The organism is Selenomonas sp. (assembly GCF_057272215.1).
This window is the reverse complement of sequence record NZ_DBHIUY010000002.1, coordinates 92,109-109,900: the sequence shown is the minus strand read 5'-3', so window position 1 is coordinate 109,900 and position 17,792 is coordinate 92,109. Positions and strand designations below refer to the sequence as shown.

Here is a 17,792-nt window from a genome sequence, read left to right as displayed (position 1 = left end):
GTCGAAGTGGTATTCTTTAGCTTAGGATATAATTGTCGCATAGTAGTACGATAAGCCTCAGTTATCCCGTTTTTCTGCGATAGCGCCAAGCTATTATGCAGAAACGGATGGCGGGCAGTCTCGGCTGCGGCGGCAGTTCATCATTGGAACCCCTCTTTCTTTCGCTTTCCCCAAGAGGCGCGGATAAAGCGGCGGTTTCCTTAGATTACACAGGCCGGACGGCCTTGTGAGGGAGGATGTATTGAATGATTGACATCTCGGATCGCGTACGCAACAAAGACCTGCAGGCGAGGATCGTGAGCGCGGAGGAAGCGGCAGCTTTTATCAAGCCGGGCATGAGCATCGGCATGAGCGGCTTCACAGCCTCCTCGTACCCGAAGGCCATTCCGCTTGCCTTGGCCGAGCGCATGAAGAAGGAACCCTTCAAGATTGACCTCTGGACGGGCGCTTCGACCGGCCCGGAGCTTGACGACACGCTCGCAGCCGTCCACGGCATCGCCAAGCGTCTGCCGTACCAGACGGACAATATCCTCAGGGGTGAGATCAACGACGGCTCGGTCGACTATCTCGACCTTCATCTGAGCGAGTCCGCGCAGCTCGCGCGCGTCGGCTACCTTGGCAAGCTTGATCTCGCCATCGTCGAAGCCGTCGCTATCACGGAAGAGGGCAACATCATCCCGTCGACATCGCTCGGCAACGCCGCTTCCTATGTGCAGCAGGCGGACATCGTCATCGTCGAGGTCAACACGACGCAGCCGTTGGAGCTTGAGGGAATGCACGACGTCTACGTGCCTCTCGACCCGCCGAATCGTCTGCCGATTCCCATTATAAAGGCGGACGACCGCGTCGGCACGCCGTTCATTCCATGCACGCCGGATAAGATCAAGTACATCGTGCCGTGCGACATCAAGGACGGTACGCGCAACCTCGCGCCGATTGACGAAAACTCGAAGAAGATGTCGCAGTTCACGCTCGACTTCCTCAATGCTGAGATCAAGGCGGGTCGTATGCCGAAAAACCTGCTGCCGCTGCAGTCGGGTGTCGGCAACGTCGCGAACGCCGTCATGGCTGGCTTCGTTGACTCCGATCTCACGGATCTCACGGTCTATACCGAGGTCATTCAGGATGGTATGCTCGATCTCATCGATGCGGGCAAGCTGAACTTCGCTTCGGGCACGGCATTTTCTCCCTCGCCGGCAGGTATGGAGCGCTTCTACAAGGATGTCGCGAAGTACAAGAAGTACCTGCTGCTGCGTCCGCAGGAAATCTCCAACAGCCCGGAAGTCGTCCATCGTCTCGGCGTCATCGCCATGAACACGGCGCTCGAAGTCGACATCTACGGCAACGTGAACTCCACGCACGTTACCGGCACGAAGATGATGAACGGCATCGGCGGCTCTGGCGACTTCGCGAGAAACGCTTTCCTGACGATCTTCTACACGCCTTCGATTGCGAAGGACGGCGCGATCTCGTCCGTTGTACCCATGTGCTCGCACATCGACCACACGGAGCACGACGTCGACGTCATCATCACGGAACAGGGCGTCGCGGATCTGCGCGGTCTTGCACCGAGAAAGCGCGCCTTGGAGATCATCAACAACTGCGTGCATCCCGACTACAAGCCGGTACTGCTTGACTACTACAACAGAGCCGTAGAGGCCACCAAGCATGCGCACACGCCGCATATCATCAAGGAAGCGCTTTCCTTCCACGAGAAGTTCATCGAAACGAAATCCATGAAGTAAGGCGCCGAAAACATTTTGAACGGATCGGAAATGATTTAGGGAAAAAGAAGCGGCTATAAGCCGTTCGGACCTTCGCGGCAAAGACACGCGACGGACGGGCGGATGCGCTGCTCTCCGCATTCCCTGACAGGAGGACAACAATATGAGCAATGAGAAAATCCAGGCCGCGTTGGAAAAGTACGAGGCTGACCTGAAAAAGACCACGGCGAAATTCCCTCTGCGCCCGAACATTCCCGAGCAGGGTCTTTACACGCCGCTTGACGTCGAGGGCGCAAGCTACGACGAGATCGGCATACCGGGCGAATTCCCCTACACGCGTGGCGTGCAGCCTACGATGTATCGCGGTCGCTTCTGGACGATGCGTATGTACGCCGGCTTCTCCACAGCCGAAGAGTCCAACAAGCGTTACCGCATGTTGATTGCGACGGGTGCGTCGGGCCTCTCGTGCGCTTTTGATCTGCCGACGCAGATCGGTTACGATTCCGACGATTCGATTTCTGAAGGAGAAGTCGGCAAGGTCGGCGTGGCGATTGATTCGCTCGCGGACATGGAGACTCTCTTCGACCAGATCGATCTCGGCAAGGTTTCGACGTCCATGACGATCAACGCCCCTGCTTCTGTGCTTCTTGCGATGTATATCGCCGTTGCCGAGAAGCAGGGCGTGCCCGCAGACCAGCTCACGGGCACAATCCAAAACGATATCTTGAAGGAGTATGCGGCTCGCGGTACTTACATCTTCCCGCCGCGCCCGTCCATGCGCCTCATCACCAACATCTTTGCTTACTGCTCGAAGAACGTACCGAAGTGGAACACCATTTCCATCTCGGGCTACCATATCCGCGAAGCCGGCGCTACGGCTGCCCAGGAAATCGCCTTTACGATTTCCGACGGCATCGCCTACGTCAATGCCGCCATCGAGGCGGGCCTCAATGTCGACGACTTCGCAGGACGTCTCTCCTTCTTCTGGAACGCGCACAACAACGTGCTCGAAGAAGTCGCGAAGTATCGTGCATCCCGCCGTATTTGGGCGAAGGTCATGCGCGACCGCTTCGGTGCGAAGAAGGATAAGTCCATGAAACTCCGCTTCCATACCCAGACTGCAGGCTCCATGCTCACGGCGCAGCAGCCGGACAACAATATCGTCCGCGTCGCGCTGCAGACGGCGGCAGCCGTCATGGGCGGCACGCAGTCCCTCCACACGAACTCCCGCGACGAAGCGCTCGCGCTTCCGACGGAGGAGTCCGTCTCCATCGCTCTCCATACGCAGCACATCGTTGCGCATGAGAGCGGTCTCGCCGATGTCATCGATCCCTTGGCAGGCTCCTACTATGTAGAGGCCATGACGAACAGGATCGAGAAAGAAGCGATGGAATACATCAAGAAGATCGACGAGATGGGCGGCGCTGTCGCTGCCATCGAGAAGGGCTACATCCAGAAGGAGATCCAGGACAGCGCTTACGCCTGGCAGATGGATGTCGAGTCCGGCGCTCGCGTCATCGTTGGTGTCAACAAGTACCAGAAGGAAAATGAAGAGCCGCCGAAGGATCTCTTGAAGGTCGACGCCTCCGTCGGTGAGAAGCAGAAGAAGCAGCTCGCCGAGGTCAAGGCGAAGCGCGACAACGACGCTGTCAAGTCCGCGCTTGAAGCCCTCAAGAAAGCGTGCGAGGATGAGAACGAAAACCTCATGCCGCACATCCTCACGGCTGTCAAGACGTATGCGACGCTCGGCGAGATCTGCGGCGTCATGCGCAGTGTCTTCGGCGAATACGAGGCTCATACGTCCCTGTAATCAACAGGACTTCTCGGGAAAGCCGCTCGGTTTTCGGGCGGCGTCCCGAGCAAAGTTTTCCTTTTTCTACTTGGATTTGGAGGTAATTTCAAATGGCAAAAATCAGGGTATTGGTAGCAAAACCGGGCTTGGACGGCCACGACCGCGGCGCAAAAGTCGTCGCACGCGCTCTTCGTGATGCAGGCTTTGAAGTCATTTATACAGGTCTTCGCCAGACACCGGAGCAGATTACGGAAGCAGCTCTGCAAGAAGACGTCGATGTCATCGCGATGAGCATCCTCTCGGGCGCTCATCCGCATCTCTTCCCCAAGGTTGTCGAGCTTGTGCGCGGCAAGGGTATGACGGACACGCTGATCATCGGCGGCGGCGTCATTCCCGAGACGGACATTCCCGCCCTCAAAGAGGCGGGCGTTGCCGCCGTCTTTACGCCGGGTACGCCGACGGGCGACATCGTCGATTTCATCAACGAGCATGTGAAGAAGTAGTGCAAAATCATGCAACGGGGCTGGCAGCAGTTCGTCTGCCGCCAGCCTTGCTTTTATCCGTATCATGCGCGAACTTTCGGGAAACTCTGTGTTTTTCGAGAGTTCCTGAAACAATGGTATAGGTGGTGCATTCCGTGGATATAGCCAAGGAACTCCTGCAAGGAAATCGTCTCGCACTGTCAAGAGCCATCACGGCGATTGAAAATGAGGCGGAAAATGCCATCGACATCATGAAGGCTCTGTATCCTCATACGGGGAACGCCTATGTGCTCGGCATCACGGGTCCTCCTGGCGCCGGCAAGAGCACATTGACGGACAAGCTCGCCAATGAATACCGCAAGCAGGGCAAGACAGTCGGCGTCATTGCCATCGACCCGACCAGCCCGTTTTCGGGCGGCGCCATCTTGGGCGACCGCATCCGCATGGCGAGTCTGGCGATGGACGAAGGCGTATTCATCCGCAGCATGGGAACGCGCGGCAGCTTGGGCGGTCTTTCACATAAGACGGCGGACGCCGTCAAGGCGATGGACGCTTTTGGCAAGGATATTATCTTTGTTGAGACCGTCGGCGTCGGACAATCCGAAGTCGATATCGTTCGGGCGGCAGATACGACGATGGTCGTATTGATTCCCGGCATGGGCGATGACATCCAGGCGATCAAGGCAGGCGTTTTGGAGATCGGCGATGTGTTCGCCATCAACAAGGCGGATCTTGACGGCGCGGATCGTCTCGTCAAAGAAATCAACATGATGCTCGATTTGGACGGCGTGATGAAAGACTGGCGTCCGCCCATTGACAAAGTCATAGCAAACCAGCAGATCGGCGTTAAGGAGCTTGTCGCATCGGTCGAAAAGCACCGCGCCTACATCGAGGAGAAGGGAATCCTGGCCGAGCGGCGCACGAAGCGCACGAAGGACGAGATGATCGACATCCTCGAAAGCAATATCGGCTCGTATGTCAAGAGCAAGGTCGTCGATTCGGGCAGGCTCGACGCATTCGTCGCCGACATCAAGGCAGGCAGGACAGATCCCTACACCGTCACGCAGCACATCATGAATCATGTGCTCAAGTGACGGCAGTTGTTTCCATATCACCATTTCAGGAGGTAATTCACATGTTCAAAGTTTTGGGTGTAGACCACATCGGCATTGCGGTCAATGATCTCGACGAGGTCGGCAAGTTCTGGACGGAGCAGATCGGCATCCCCTGCACGGGCAAGGAAGTCGTTGCTGAGCAGAAGGTTGAGACGAGCTTCAACCCGACGCCGAACGGTTCGGAAATCGAGCTTCTTGCAGCGACCGATCCGACGAGCCCGATCGCGAAGTTCATCGAGAAGAACGGCGGCAGAGGCGGCATCCAGCACATCGCTCTTCGCGTTGACAACATCGAGAACGCGATCGCCGACCTCATGGCGAAGGGCGTCAAGATGATCGACGAGAAGCCTCGCTACGGTGCGGGCGGCGCGAAGATCGCTTTTCTCCATCCGAAAGCTACGCACGGCGTCCTCCTCGAAATCTGTGAGCACGAAGACCGCTGAATCCTTGCCGCATAGCCTGCGCCTGTGCGCACGGAATGAGCGGAAGTGAAAGGATCGGGCTTGACCGCTTGGACTTTCATAAGGTACTATATACTAGGAAGATTCGACATAGAGGAGGAAGAGTATGGCAACAGTTCAGGAAAAAATTGCCCTCATGCACGCCAAGAAGGAGCATATCCAACAGGGCGGCGGACAGAAGCGCATCGACAAGCAGCATTCGCAGGGCAAGATGACGGCTCGCGAACGCATCGAGAAACTCTTTGATGAGAACACCTTCGTCGAACTCGATATGTTCATGAAGCATCGCTGCACGAACTTCGGTCAAGATCAGAAGGAACTGCCGGGCGAGGGCGTCGTCACGGGCTATGGCACGGTTGACGGTCGTCTTGTCTATGCTTTCGCGCAGGACTTCACGGTCGAGGGCGGTTCCTTGGGCGAGAAGCATGCGCATAAGATCTGGAAGGTCATGGATCTTTCGATGAAGATGGGCGCTCCGTGCATCGGTATCAACGACTCGGGCGGCGCACGCATCCAGGAAGCCGTTGACGCGCTCTCGGGCTATGCGGGCATCTTCTACCGCAATACGGCGGCTTCGGGCGTCGTGCCGCAGATCTCCGTCATCATGGGACCGTGCGCGGGCGGCGCTGTCTACAGCCCGGCGATCACGGACTTCATTTACATGGTCAAGAACACGAGCCAGATGTTCATCACGGGACCTGCTGTCATCAAGTCCGTCACGGCGGAAGAGGTCACGGCGGAAGCCTTGGGCGGCGCGATGACGCACAACTCGGTCTCGGGCGTTGCGCATTTCGCGGCGGAGAACGAAGAGGACTGCATCGAGCAGATCCGCTACCTGCTCTCCTTCCTGCCGAGCAACAACATGGACGATGCGCCGATCGTTGATACGGGAGACGATCCGTCTCGTATGGAAGAGTCCTTGAACACGGTCATTCCGGACAATCCGAATGCGCCGTACGACATGAAGGACGTCATCCGCGGCATCGTCGACAACGGCGAGTTCTACGAAGTGCATCAGCACTTTGCTACGAACATCATCACCTGTTTCGCACGCTTCGACGGCCGCTCCGTCGGCATCATCGCGAACCAGCCGAACGTCATGGCGGGCTGCCTCGATGTCAACGCTTCGGATAAATCCGCACGCTTCATTCGCTTCTGCGACGCCTTCAATATCCCCCTTGTCAATCTCGTTGATGTTCCGGGCTTCCTGCCGGGCGTCGATCAGGAGCACACGGGCATCATCCGTCACGGCGCGAAGATGCTCTATGCCTACAGCGAAGCGACGGTTCCTAAAGTCACGGTCATCACGCGCAAGGCATACGGCGGCTCCTACATCGCCATGTGCTGCCGCGAACTCGGCGCAGATCAGGTCATGGCATGGCCTTCGGCTGAAATCGCCGTCATGGGCCCCGCGGGCGCTGCGAACATCATCTTCCGCAAGGATCCCGACAAGGATCAAAAGACGGCGGAATATGTCGAAGAGTTTGCTACGCCGTACAAGGCGGCGGAGCGCGGCTACGCCGACATGGTCATCGAGCCGAAGGAAACGCGTCCCTATGTCATCACGGCATTGAACGCTCTCGCCTCGAAGCGCGAAGTCGGGCCGGCGAAGAAGCACGGCAATATTCCGTTGTAATCGGGAGGTTCACTTATGCAAAATGCAAAAGACGTCAAACCTGAGGTCGCTGCGGTCATCGCTGCAGCCGTCCAGATGATGGTTGGCAATAAAGTCGTTGCCGTCAAGATCAAGCGCAACGACGCATGGGCAATGGCGGGTCGCCAGAGCATCCATTAAGAAAGACGTAAGCGAAAACAAATTGAAGACTTGGAGGAATTTACAATGAAAAAGTTCAACATCAAGGTCAATGGCACGAGCTACGAAGTCGAGGTCGAGGAAGAGAAGGTCGCAGGCGCGGCGCCTGCGCCGAAGGCTGCCGCTCCCGCCGCTCCGAAGGCCGCTGCTCCGGCTGCTCCTGCCGCTCCTGCCAAGGCAGCTGTTTCCGCTGGCGCCGGCGAAGCTTCCGTCAACGCCCCGATGCCGGGCAAGATCGTCAAGGTTCTCGTTTCCGAAGGTCAGCAGGTCAACTCGGGCGACGTCCTTCTGATTCTCGAAGCCATGAAGATGCAGAACGAAATCGCTGCAACGCAGGCCGGCACGGTCAAGGCGATCAACGTCGCCGCTGGTCAGAGCGTCAAGGTCGGCGATCCGCTGGTCATTGTCGGCTAAGCTGTAAGCATAGCTTTTTGTCGAGTGTTTTGAATGCCTCCGATTGGATCTATCTGATCGGAGGCATTTTTGCGCTATGCCGTTTCATGGAAGGAGAAATGGATGTCATATACAAACTTCCAAGTCGGAGAAAAATTCCCTTTGCCTATAAAGCAGCAAGGAGAGGGCGGTCTTTTTCAAGTCGATGTAAACGGCGCGATGTTCATTTTGCAGCTCATAAAGAGCGACGTCGTCGCCGTCGAGGCGTTTCGTACGGGGGAGATGGAGCTGGCGCTTTATGAGGATGCGGGCGTCTTGTTCCTGCTCTATCAGGTTTTGGGCATCTTCAAAGAGGGTTGGGGCGATGCGCCGCTTTCTTTCGGCGGACTTTCTAAAGAGCAGATGCCGTCGGAGCAGTCGCTTGCGGCTGAAACGATGCACCTTTATCTCGTCGATGCGCGTCTTTCGCTTCTGCTTGCCCAGAGAGAGGAGAAGATGCCCGCATCCTTTGCCGCGCTGCTGCGCCGCCATGCGCTTGCGGCAAAGGATACGCCGCTCGCTCCCGCTGCTTTTGCTGCGCGTGTGCAGGAGATCTGGCAGCGCATGAGTCCGGCGGCGATGCGGGAAAAAGCCGCCGTCGTCTGGAAGATACCGCTCGCGCTCAAGCGTGCGCCGATCCATTGAGGAGGGGTGTGCGATGAAGCCGAAAATTTCTCTGTTGACGACGGGCGGTACGATTGCGGGGGCGGCGGCAAAGAGCGATGCGCTCACGGGCTATCGTGCGGGCGCAGTCGGGGCGGCAGAGCTTCTCGCGGCTGTGCCGGCGCTTTCTGAAGTCGCTCGGATTGCGAGCGAAGAGATCGCGGCGATCGACAGTAAGGACATGACAGAAGCGATTTGGCTGCGTCTTGCCGCACGCGTCGAGGCGGTGCTGGATGCGGGGGCGGCTGGCGTCGTCATTACGCATGGGACGGACACCCTTGAGGAAACGGCGTACTTTTTGCATCTGACGGTCAAGAGCGAAAAGCCTGTCGTTCTGACGGGAGCGATGCGCCCCGCGACGGCGCTTTCCGCCGACGGTCCGCTGAATATCTTCGATGCCGTATGCCTTGCGGCAAGCCCTGCGGCGCATGGTCAAGGCGTGCTCGTCACGCTGAACGGCGATATTCACAGTGCGCGTGACATGGAGAAGGTGCATACGACGGCGGTGCAGGCGTTCGCCTCGCCCGACGTCGGTGTGCTCGGGCGCATGGAGGAGGGCGCGCCGCGCTTCCGGCGCCGCGTGCTCACGCGCCATACGGCGGCGAGTGAGTTTGATCTTGCGGGTGTGACGGAATTGCCGTATGTACCGATCCTTTACGGGCACGCAGGTGCAGACGATCGGCTTGCCGCCGCCGCTGTCCGCGGTGGCGCGGCGGGAATCGTCCATGCGGGCGCAGGCAACGGCAGCATAGCGGAAGCCGTCTTGCCGACGCTTGCCGCTGCTGCGGCAGCCGGACTTCCCGTCGTGCGTGCGAGCCGCACGGGAGCGGGGGCGGTGCTTTTCGCTGAAGATGCCTACCGTATGGCGGGCTTTATCGACGCCGACACGCTGCCCCCTGCTAAAGCGCGCATTCTTCTTGCACTCACGCTCCTAAAAACAAGGGAACGTGCAGAGGTTCAGCGCATGTTCCACGAATATTGACAGGGAAGGATGCCGTTTTTGAAACGGCTGCGGCTTTTCATGGAGCGATCTTTGCAGGACAGGTCGATGAAGAAGTCTTGTCCATACCACTGGAATAACTTTTCGTGATAGGGTATAATAGATGAAAGTTCATGTATGATCGGTGTGCCGTTTGAAGGGAGAGTTCCATGAAGGCTTATGTGTTGAAGATTGTTCTGCGCGGACAGTCGTCGGATGTTTGGCGGCGTGTGTTGGTGCCGGAAGAGCTGACGTTTTCACAGCTTGCGCTCGTGTTTAATCTGGCGATGGGCTGGGAGAAGGAAACGGAGTACTCCTTTCTGCTGCCGCATAAGAAAATGGTCATCACCGAACTGCCGGAGGGGCAGTCGCCGAACGAGAGACTGTTGGAAGCTCCCGAGGTGTATATTCGTCGCTATTTAGAGCGTGCCGGTGCGTTTCTCTACGTTTATGCCAATCGACGAGAGATGCGCTTTGATGTGCAGCGTGAAGAGATCGTCGATCCGTGGACGGGCAGGGAGCCAAAGGTACTCGAATGGAGCGGTGCGATTTTCGCCGCCGATCTGCTCTCGGATACGGCGGCAGCGGCGAGAAGCGAGGCCGACTATGATGTGGATGCGGTCAATGAAAAACTTGCTCTTTGGTGCCGCCTCAATCGGCGCAGCTATGAGCAGCGCACCTTGGCGATGCTTTACGATGATATGGAAGCGGGCAAGTACGGCTTTTTTGCGCGTATGCCCAAGGAACTTTCCATCACAGGCGCGTATTCGCCCGAGGAGAGAAGCGCGTTTCTCTCCGTGGTCATGCACCAGGGGCTGCAAAAATCGAAGGATGAGGAGCGCGTGCCGCCGACGCTGCGCGATATGTTTGCAGGGTTTGCCAAGGACGAGCTTCTTTCGATTGCTGAACAAAAGGGCGTCGAAGTGCGTCACGGTATGAGAAAGAAGGATGTCATCGAGCTGTTGACGAAAAAGATGCTCGACCCTTGTGTTCTGGAGAACTACTTTCTGTGCCTGAGCGATGAGGAAATCCTTTCTCTGCAAAAATTGCTTGCCGATCCCGACGTATTTGAAGAGGAGCCGCACGATACCCTTGAAGTCCTCTCTACGGCAGGCTATATCGCGGAAACCCCGGAACTCGTCATCGTCATTGCGCGGGATGTGGCAGAGATGCTCATTCCTTTTGCGGCGGATATGAGTGAAGCTTTCTATGAGAAACGCCGCCGCCGCCTATGGCTGATGAACGCGATCCTCACGGCGAATGTTCTCTACAGTGTGACGCCGCTCGATGTCTTGTGCCGTGTTTATAACCAAGGTGGCATCGATACGCTGCAGCCGGAAGAACTCAAGCGGGAGATCGAAAAGATTCCGCCCGAGTTCGTTGAGGGCTACTGGCGGCGCGGCGACGTCTTTATCTCTGAGGGGCTTGAGGAAGAAGAGATTCAGGTCATCTTAGAATCACAGGGCGACGGCGATTATTATATTCCCGGTACGGAGGAGATACCGCTCTTCGCGCAGGGGCTTGCCCTTTCCGATCCGGAGGATGAAAAAGCGACGGCGCGGTTCTTTCATCAGACGCTTTCCTACGACGATGAGGAAACGGTGGAAATCATGCGGCGCATCCATTGGACTTTTCTCGCCGGTGCGCCCGTTTCTTTCGTGCGCGATATGCTCAAAGACGACGGCTATTTCGACGCCTTGACGAAAGAACAGGACGTCATGCTGCGCCGACTGTTGAATCGTCTGCACGACGGTACGCGCTCGGTTGCGAACCGCGGCTTTACGACGAATGAGATCAAGGAACAGCAGCAGGCGGCGCAGAAGAAAAAGGAGGAGCGCAGGAAAGCGGCGCGATCGAAGGTCGTTTTTTTGAGGGACAGGAACAAGGAGAAATCACATTGAGCAATTTGGACGTAGGTATCGTAGGTCTGCCGAATGTCGGCAAGAGCACACTTTTCAATGCGATCACGAAAGCGGGTGCGGAGGCGGCGAATTATCCTTTCTGCACGATTGAGCCGAATGTCGGCGTCGTCGATGTACCCGATGCACGTCTTTCTGTGCTGCATGAGATGTATCAGTCGAAAAAGACGACGCCGGCTTCCGTGCGTTTCGTTGATATCGCCGGTCTTGTCGCAGGCGCATCGAAGGGCGAGGGTCTTGGCAACAAGTTTTTGGAGCATATCCGCCAAGTTGACGCCATCGCGCATGTCGTGCGCTGCTTCGAGGATACGAATATCACGCACGTCGCAGCGACGATCGATCCCGTGCGCGACATCGAAACGATCTTGACGGAGCTTTGCCTTGCCGATCTTGAGGTCTTGGAAAAGCGCATCATGAAGCTCGCCAAGCTCGCCAAAAGCGGCAGCAAGGAAGCGAAGGCAGAGGATGAGGTGCTGCGCCGCATCAAGGCGGTTTTGGAAGAAGGAAAGTCGGCGCGCAGTCTCGATCTCAGCGACGATGAACTCGATCTCATCAAGGAGATGAACTTCCTTACGCTGAAGCCGATGCTTTATGTTGCCAATGTCTCCGAGGATGAAGCGGCAAAGGACGGCGAAGGCAATCCGCACGTCGCTCGTGTGCGCGACTATGCGGCGAAGGAAGGATCTGAGGTCGTCGTCGTCTCCGCCCGTGTCGAGTCGGAGATCGCCGAGCTTGATGCAAGTGACGCCAAGGCGTTTCTCGAAGAGCTGGGGCTTTTGGAGAGCGGCTTGGATCGGCTCATCAAGGCGGCGTTCGAGTTGCTGGGGCTTCTGACGTTCTTGACGGCAGGTCCCGATGAGTGCCGCGCATGGACGATTGTCTCCGGCACGACGGCGCCCAAGGCGGCGGGCAAGATTCATTCGGATATTGAGCGCGGCTTCATCCGCGCGGAGATCGTCAACTACGACGATCTCGTCGCCGCCGGCAGCACGGCGGCGGCGCGTGAAAAAGGGCAGGTACGCCTTGAGGGCAAGGATTATGTGATGCAGGACGGCGATGTGACGTATTTCCGATTCAACGTGTGAGGAGGCGGCTCTCATGAAGGTGCAGCGGCGGATCTTTTCGGCAGTCTTGCTCACGTCTTTTATGGGGCCTTTTCTCGGCAGCTGCATCAACATCGCTATTCCTGCGATCGCGTTGGAATTTTCATGTCCGGCGACGGATCTTTCTTGGCTTGCGACCGCTTTTCTCCTTGGTGCAGTCGCTTTTGTGCTGCCGTTCGGGCGGCTGGCGGACATCTTCGGTCGATGTCGCATCTATGGCGTCGGCACGGCGGCGATGGCGGTCGTTTCCTTCGTCGCAGCGTTTTCGCCGACGGTTTCGTTACTCATCGCCATGCGTGCGCTGCAAGGGCTTGCTCTGGGACTTGTCTTTTCGAGCGGCATGGCGCTCCTCGTGGCGGCGCATCCGGCGAGAGAGCGCGGGCGTGTCATCGGCTACTCCGCCGCCGCGACTTATATCGGGCTGTCTTTGGGGCCTGTGATCGGCGGTCTTGTCACACAGTATCTCGGCTGGCGGCTCCTCTTTCTCTTGGCGGCGGCTGTCATTCTGGCGAGCAGTTTGCTCGTGTGCGCCGTCCGAACCGATTGGTACGGTGAGCGCGGCGGCGGCTTTGATGTGTCCGGCGCGGTTTTCTATACGGCGGCGAGCACGCTGACGCTTTACGGACTTTCTGTATTTGCGGATGCGTCTTGGACGCGCGTTTTGCTGCTCATCGGGCTTGTATTTTTTGCACTCTTTTTGTGGCAGGAGAGGCGGGCGAAAATGCCGCTTCTGCAGCTTTCGCTCTTTTACAACACCGTCTTTGCCATGAGTAATCTCGCATCGTTTTTGAACTACAGCGCGACGTATGCGATCAGTTTTTTGCTCTCGCTGTACTTGCAGCTCGTGCGCGGTCTTGACGCTTCGACGGCGGGGGTCGTCATGCTCTTGCAGCCGTTGACGATGGCGGTTCTCTCACCGGTTGCAGGAGGGTTGTCGGATAAGTATGAGCCGCGCCTCGTTGCGACTTTCGGCATGGCTTTGACGGCGATGGGCGTCTTCTGCTATTCGCTGCTCGACGCAGATACGCCTCTATCGCTCGTCGCGGCGAACTGCGTGCTTGTCGGCGTGGGGTTCGGCTTCTTCTCGCCGGCGAACAATAATGCGATCATGGGCGCGGTATCGAAAAAGCTCTATGGCGTGGCGTCTTCTATGGTCGCTGTCATGCGCCTTTCGGGGCAGGCGGTGAGCATGGCGGTCGTGACGGTGCTGCTCGCGCAGGCGGCGCTTCATGAGGCAGCGGATTGGACGGCGGAACTTGCAGCAGCGATACGGCTGATTTTCGCGTATTTGACCGTCTCCTGCGTTTTTGGCGTATTCGCTTCGCTTGCACGCGGCAAGAGAAAGCCTGCCGAAGAAGATGGGCGGGCGTAAAAAGATGAGAGGAGTGCTGTCATGCAGCGCTATGAAATCGGTGACATCGTGCGCATGAAAAAGAGGCACCCGTGCGGCAGCGATCGTTGGCGCGTTTTGCGCACGGGTACGGATTTTGCGCTCAAATGCGAGGGATGCGGGCGCTTCGTGCAGATTGGGCGCGAGAAGTTCCTGCGTCTCGTGCGTGCGATTGAGGAGAAGCATACGACTGGCGTTTGCCAAGCGGACGGATGATGCTGCATCTGCGTTAGGAAGGGAGACGGTGAACATGGAAAAGGCTAAGAAGGAGCCGATGGGCTTTTTTTCCGTTGTCATGCCGCCAGTCTCAACGGCAGAAAAGAAGCTGATTGCCATTGGCGCTTCGACGGGCGGTACGGAAGCGATCGCCACGATATTGAAGGAGCTTTCACCGCCGCTGCCCCCCATCGTCATTGTGCAGCATATACCGCCGGTGTTCAGCAATCATTTTGCCCATCGGCTCAATGCCATATCGAAGCTCACGGTCAAGGAAGCCGAGGACGGCGAAGCGATCAAGCCCTCGACCGCTTATGTGGCGCCGGGCGGGCGGCACATGAAGCTCGAACGGCGTGCGGGAAGGATCGTTGTCGCCTGTATGCAGGGGGATCCCGTGAACTGGGTGCGTCCTTCGGCAGACGTCCTCTTTTTCTCCGTCGCCGAGCTCATCGGCGATGCGGCGCTGGGGGTGATTCTCACCGGCATGGGGGCGGATGGTGCAAAGGGGTTGTTTGCAATGCGGCATACGGGAGCCATGACGCTCGGACAGGACGAAGCGTCATGCGTCGTCTATGGTATGCCACGCGCCGCTTTCGAGCTTGGTGCAGTCGAGCGACAGATGCCGCTCGCAGCGATGGCAGGGGCGATCAAGCAGGCGGTACGCGGGTGTTAGGGTACAAAAAGAAGGGCTGTGCAAGGTCGATTCGACTTTGCACAGCCCTTCTTTTGCGTCAAGGGAACGTGGGAAATTTGCTGCTATGACAGGAGCAGGCTGTCGTTTGCCAGCTCGTTGCCCGCCGCTTTCTCGAAGAGGGCGAGCAGGTCGCGCACGGATAGGCGTGCTTTTTCTTCGCCTTTGACATCGACGAGGATGCGTCCTTCGTGCATCATGATGAGACGGTTGCCGAGGCGAAGCGCATCCTTCATGTTGTGCGTGATCATGAGCGTCGTGAGCTTGCGCTTTTCGACGATGTCCTTCGTGATGTCGAGGACTTTTTCCGCGGTCTTGGGGTCGAGCGCCGCCGTGTGTTCGTCGAGAAGCAGGAGCTTCGGCTCTGCCATCGTCGCCATGAGGAGTGTCAAGGCTTGACGCTGACCGCCCGAGAGCAGTCCGACCTTGGATTCGAGACGATCTTCAAGACCGAGGTTGAGACTGGCGAGAAGCCCCTGGAAGCGCTCTCGCTGTGCCTTGGAGAAGCTCCAGCGGAGCCTTGGCGCATGGCCGCGCCGTGCGGCGATGGCAAGATTTTCTTCGATCATCATGCCTGCCGCCGTGCCCATCATGGGATCTTGAAAGACGCGGCCGATGTACTTGGCGCGCTTGTGTTCCGGCTGCTTCGTGATGTCCGTGCCGGCGATGACGATGCTGCCTGTATCGACGCGGAAAGTGCCTGCGATGGAGTTCATCAGCGTGGACTTGCCGGCGCCGTTGCCGCCGATGACGGTTACGAAGTCGCCGGGGGAAAGGTGCAGCGTCACGCCACGCAGGGCGAATTTTTCTGTGATCGTACCGGGATTGAAGGTCTTTGAGATGTTTTCGATCTTGAGCATCAGCGCGGACCTCCTTTTGCGCGGCGAATCCGCGCTTGAATCAGCGGCAAAGAGAGTGCGAGCGCGACGAGCGCCGCCGTGAAGAGTTTGAGATCGTTCGGAGGCATACCGAGTTCGAGTACGACGGCGATGACAGCGCGGTAGACAATGGAGCCGCCGATGACGGCGAGCAGGCAGTTCTTGAAGCTGCGCGTGCCGAAGAGCACTTCGCCGATGATGACGGATGCAAGCCCGATGACGATGGTGCCGACCCCCATGCCGACGTCGGCAAAGCCGTTCGCCTGTGCAACGAGCGCGCCTGAGATGGCGACGAGACCGTTCGAGAGCAAAAGCCCGAGGATGATCGTCATGTCGGTGTTGACGCCGTTGGCGCGGATCATGTGCGGGTTGTCCCCCGTCGCACGGATCGCCGCGCCGAGCTCCGTGCCGAAGAAGTAATAGCACGCGACGCTGATGGCGACGACGATAAGAAAGCCCATGATGAGCACAGCCAGCTCGCGCGTGAGACCGAAGTTCTGCGCCTGCGTGAAGATTGTCTCCGTGTTGAGGAGCGGCAGGTTCGCCTTGCCCATGATGCGAAGGTTCACGGAGTAGAGCGCGATCATCGTGAGAATGCCTGCAAGAAGCGCGGGGATTTTGAGCTTCGTCGTCAGAAGTCCGGTGACGACGCCTGAGACCATGCCCGCGGCGAAGGCGGCGCAGATGGCGAGTACGGGCGACGCACCGGCGGCGAGAAGGCTCGCTGCCGTCGCTGCGCCCAGTGGGAAGCTGCCTTCGACGGTGAGATCGGCGATGTCGAGGACGCGGAAGGTCAGATAGACGCCGATGGCAAGAAGCGCCCATAAAAGTCCTTGGGAAATGGTTGGAATGATGAGATCCATAGAGGGATAGTCTCCTTTTTGAAAAAGCAGCCGCAAGAGGATGCTTGCGGCTGTTTTGCGGTTTTCATGGGGATGGGGTTACTCGAAGATCTGTGCATCCTTCAAGATGTCGGCGGGGATTTGGATGCCGAGTTTGTCGGCGTTCTTTTTGTTGATGCTGACCTTGAGTTCCTTTGCCATTTCAATCGGCATGTCGGCAGGTTTCGCCTTTCCTTCAAGGATGTCGGCAGCCATGTGTCCCGTCTGTACGCCGAGTTTGTAGTAGTCGATGCCGTAGGTCGCAAGCGCCCCTGCCTTGACCCAGTTGTCCTCGCTGCAGAATACGGGCTTTTTCGCCGCATCCGTGATGGCAAGAAGCGTCGGGACAGCAGACGCCATGATGTTGTCCGTCGGCTCGAAGAAAGCGTCAACGTCGCCGACGAGGCTGTTCGCCGCCTGTTGGATGTCGTTGACGGTCGAGATCGTCGCCGTGCGCACTTTTAGCCCGCGGCTCTCGGCGTACTCGGTGATCGCTTTCGCCTGTACCTCGGAATTGACTTCGCTGGAGCAGTAGATGATGCCGATGGTCTTGACGTTGGGGCAGATCTTCAGCATGAGGTCGATTTGTTCCTTGACAGGGCTCATGTCGCTCGTACCTGTGACATTGCCGCCGGGCTTCTCGTTCGAAGCGGCGAGCTTCGCGCCGACATAGTCCGTGATCGCCGTGCCGACGATAGGAATGTCGCGTGTCGCGTTTGCCATGCTCTGGGCGGCGGGCGTCGCAATCGCACAGACGAGAGCCATCTTCGCGTTGACGAAGCGCTGCGCGATGTTCTGGAGGTTCGACTGATCCGCCTGCGCGTTCTGGCGGTCGATCGAGATGTTCTTTCCCTCTTCGAAGCCGCGCTCCTTGAGACCGTCGGCAAAGCCTTTGTTCGCCGCATCGAGCGCGTTGTGCTCGACGAGCTGCACGACGCCGATCTTCACGTCCTTCGTGTCGGCGCTCTGACCGCAGCCGACGAAGCCGAGACTTGCCGTGAGGAGCGAGGCTCCGAGGATGAGCGCTTTGAGTTTCTTGGAAATGTGCATGAGAATTCCGCCTTTCTGCTGTGCTAAAGCGCGGCTGAAGCCGCATTCCTTGAATTTTATAAAGAGTGGCTGTATTTGAAGCAATAAAGATATTATACATGGTTACAGAGAGAAATGCCATAGCCGTATGAAAATCCGTGCCCTCGAAACTTATGATTGACAAGGTGCACGGGAAATGCTATACTCATCCTTGTTGCACAGAT

General features: G+C 57.8%; 18 protein-coding genes. 15 read left to right on the top strand and 3 right to left on the bottom strand.

The features are described 5' to 3' along the window. Positions 1 to 245: 245 nt before the first annotated feature. From scpC to ACO5Z0_RS02350, 15 genes are all read left to right on the top strand, one after another. Positions 246 to 1,745: a succinyl-CoA:acetate CoA-transferase ScpC gene (gene scpC, locus ACO5Z0_RS02420; RefSeq protein WP_442672592.1), complete on the top strand. Its 1,500-nt coding sequence runs from the start codon at positions 246 to 248 to the stop codon at positions 1,743 to 1,745. Between the two features lie 142 nt (positions 1,746 to 1,887). Continuing rightward, a complete protein-coding gene (locus ACO5Z0_RS02415) occupies positions 1,888 to 3,534 on the top strand; it encodes an acyl-CoA mutase large subunit family protein (RefSeq protein ID WP_485649059.1) in 1,647 nt (548 codons plus the stop codon). A 92-nt stretch (positions 3,535 to 3,626) separates the two neighbouring features. Continuing rightward, positions 3,627 to 4,019: a cobalamin B12-binding domain-containing protein gene (locus ACO5Z0_RS02410; protein WP_442672594.1), complete on the top strand. Its 393-nt coding sequence runs from the start codon at positions 3,627 to 3,629 to the stop codon at positions 4,017 to 4,019. Positions 4,020 to 4,153: 134 nt separating this feature from the next. Continuing rightward, positions 4,154 to 5,092: a methylmalonyl Co-A mutase-associated GTPase MeaB gene (meaB, locus tag ACO5Z0_RS02405; RefSeq protein ID WP_485649058.1), complete on the top strand. Its 939-nt coding sequence runs from the start codon at positions 4,154 to 4,156 to the stop codon at positions 5,090 to 5,092. Positions 5,093 to 5,133: 41 nt separating this feature from the next. After that, the gene (mce, locus tag ACO5Z0_RS02400) at positions 5,134 to 5,556 is read left to right on the top strand and encodes a methylmalonyl-CoA epimerase (RefSeq protein WP_314618654.1); all 423 of its coding nucleotides are present in this window, start codon (positions 5,134 to 5,136) and stop codon (positions 5,554 to 5,556) included. Positions 5,557 to 5,680: 124 nt separating this feature from the next. Further along, positions 5,681 to 7,210, top strand: coding sequence for a methylmalonyl-CoA decarboxylase subunit alpha (mmdA, locus tag ACO5Z0_RS02395; protein ID WP_442672596.1), 1,530 nt, complete (start codon positions 5,681 to 5,683; stop codon positions 7,208 to 7,210). A 15-nt stretch (positions 7,211 to 7,225) separates the two neighbouring features. Continuing rightward, positions 7,226 to 7,369, top strand: coding sequence for a hypothetical protein (locus ACO5Z0_RS02390; RefSeq protein ID WP_006193510.1), 144 nt, complete (start codon positions 7,226 to 7,228; stop codon positions 7,367 to 7,369). 45 nt (positions 7,370 to 7,414) lie between these two features. Next, on the top strand, positions 7,415 to 7,801 hold the full coding sequence (locus ACO5Z0_RS02385; RefSeq protein WP_442672597.1) for a biotin/lipoyl-containing protein: 387 nt from the start codon (positions 7,415 to 7,417) through the stop codon (positions 7,799 to 7,801). A gap of 102 nt (positions 7,802 to 7,903) precedes the next feature. After that, positions 7,904 to 8,464, top strand: coding sequence for a hypothetical protein (locus ACO5Z0_RS02380; protein WP_485649056.1), 561 nt, complete (start codon positions 7,904 to 7,906; stop codon positions 8,462 to 8,464). A gap of 13 nt (positions 8,465 to 8,477) precedes the next feature. Then, on the top strand, positions 8,478 to 9,464 hold the full coding sequence (locus ACO5Z0_RS02375; protein WP_485649055.1) for an asparaginase: 987 nt from the start codon (positions 8,478 to 8,480) through the stop codon (positions 9,462 to 9,464). Between the two features lie 167 nt (positions 9,465 to 9,631). Further along, positions 9,632 to 11,362, top strand: a complete 1,731-nt coding sequence (locus tag ACO5Z0_RS02370; protein WP_485649054.1) for an IS1096 element passenger TnpR family protein — start codon at positions 9,632 to 9,634, stop codon at positions 11,360 to 11,362. Further along, the gene (gene ychF, locus ACO5Z0_RS02365) at positions 11,359 to 12,465 is read left to right on the top strand and encodes a redox-regulated ATPase YchF (RefSeq protein WP_485649053.1); all 1,107 of its coding nucleotides are present in this window, start codon (positions 11,359 to 11,361) and stop codon (positions 12,463 to 12,465) included. The genes ACO5Z0_RS02370 and ychF overlap by 4 nt, the downstream gene beginning before the upstream one ends. Positions 12,466 to 12,478: 13 nt before the next feature. Next, positions 12,479 to 13,855 (top strand): MFS transporter, encoded by a 1,377-nt coding sequence (locus ACO5Z0_RS02360; protein ID WP_485649052.1) that lies wholly within the window; start codon positions 12,479 to 12,481, stop codon positions 13,853 to 13,855. 21 nt (positions 13,856 to 13,876) lie between these two features. Further along, complete coding sequence (locus ACO5Z0_RS02355) at positions 13,877 to 14,089, top strand: DUF951 domain-containing protein (RefSeq protein ID WP_442672603.1); 213 nt, start codon at positions 13,877 to 13,879, stop codon at positions 14,087 to 14,089. Between the two features lie 34 nt (positions 14,090 to 14,123). Beyond that, on the top strand, positions 14,124 to 14,762 hold the full coding sequence (locus ACO5Z0_RS02350; protein ID WP_485649051.1) for a CheB methylesterase domain-containing protein: 639 nt from the start codon (positions 14,124 to 14,126) through the stop codon (positions 14,760 to 14,762). Between the two features lie 83 nt (positions 14,763 to 14,845). Here ACO5Z0_RS02350 and ACO5Z0_RS02345 read toward each other — a convergent pair whose 3' ends face one another. From ACO5Z0_RS02345 to ACO5Z0_RS02335, 3 genes are all read right to left on the bottom strand, one after another. Beyond that, a complete protein-coding gene (locus tag ACO5Z0_RS02345) occupies positions 14,846 to 15,640 on the bottom strand; it encodes an ABC transporter ATP-binding protein (protein ID WP_485649050.1) in 795 nt (264 codons plus the stop codon). Further along, the gene (locus ACO5Z0_RS02340) at positions 15,640 to 16,521 is read right to left on the bottom strand and encodes an ABC transporter permease (RefSeq protein ID WP_442676213.1); all 882 of its coding nucleotides are present in this window, start codon (positions 16,519 to 16,521) and stop codon (positions 15,640 to 15,642) included. Before ACO5Z0_RS02340 ends, ACO5Z0_RS02345 begins: the two co-directional genes overlap by 1 nt. A gap of 78 nt (positions 16,522 to 16,599) precedes the next feature. Continuing rightward, positions 16,600 to 17,589 carry an ABC transporter substrate binding protein gene (locus ACO5Z0_RS02335; RefSeq protein WP_485649049.1) on the bottom strand — a complete coding sequence of 330 codons (990 nt, stop codon included), beginning with the start codon at positions 17,587 to 17,589 and terminating at the stop codon, positions 16,600 to 16,602. Positions 17,590 to 17,792 lie beyond the last annotated feature (203 nt).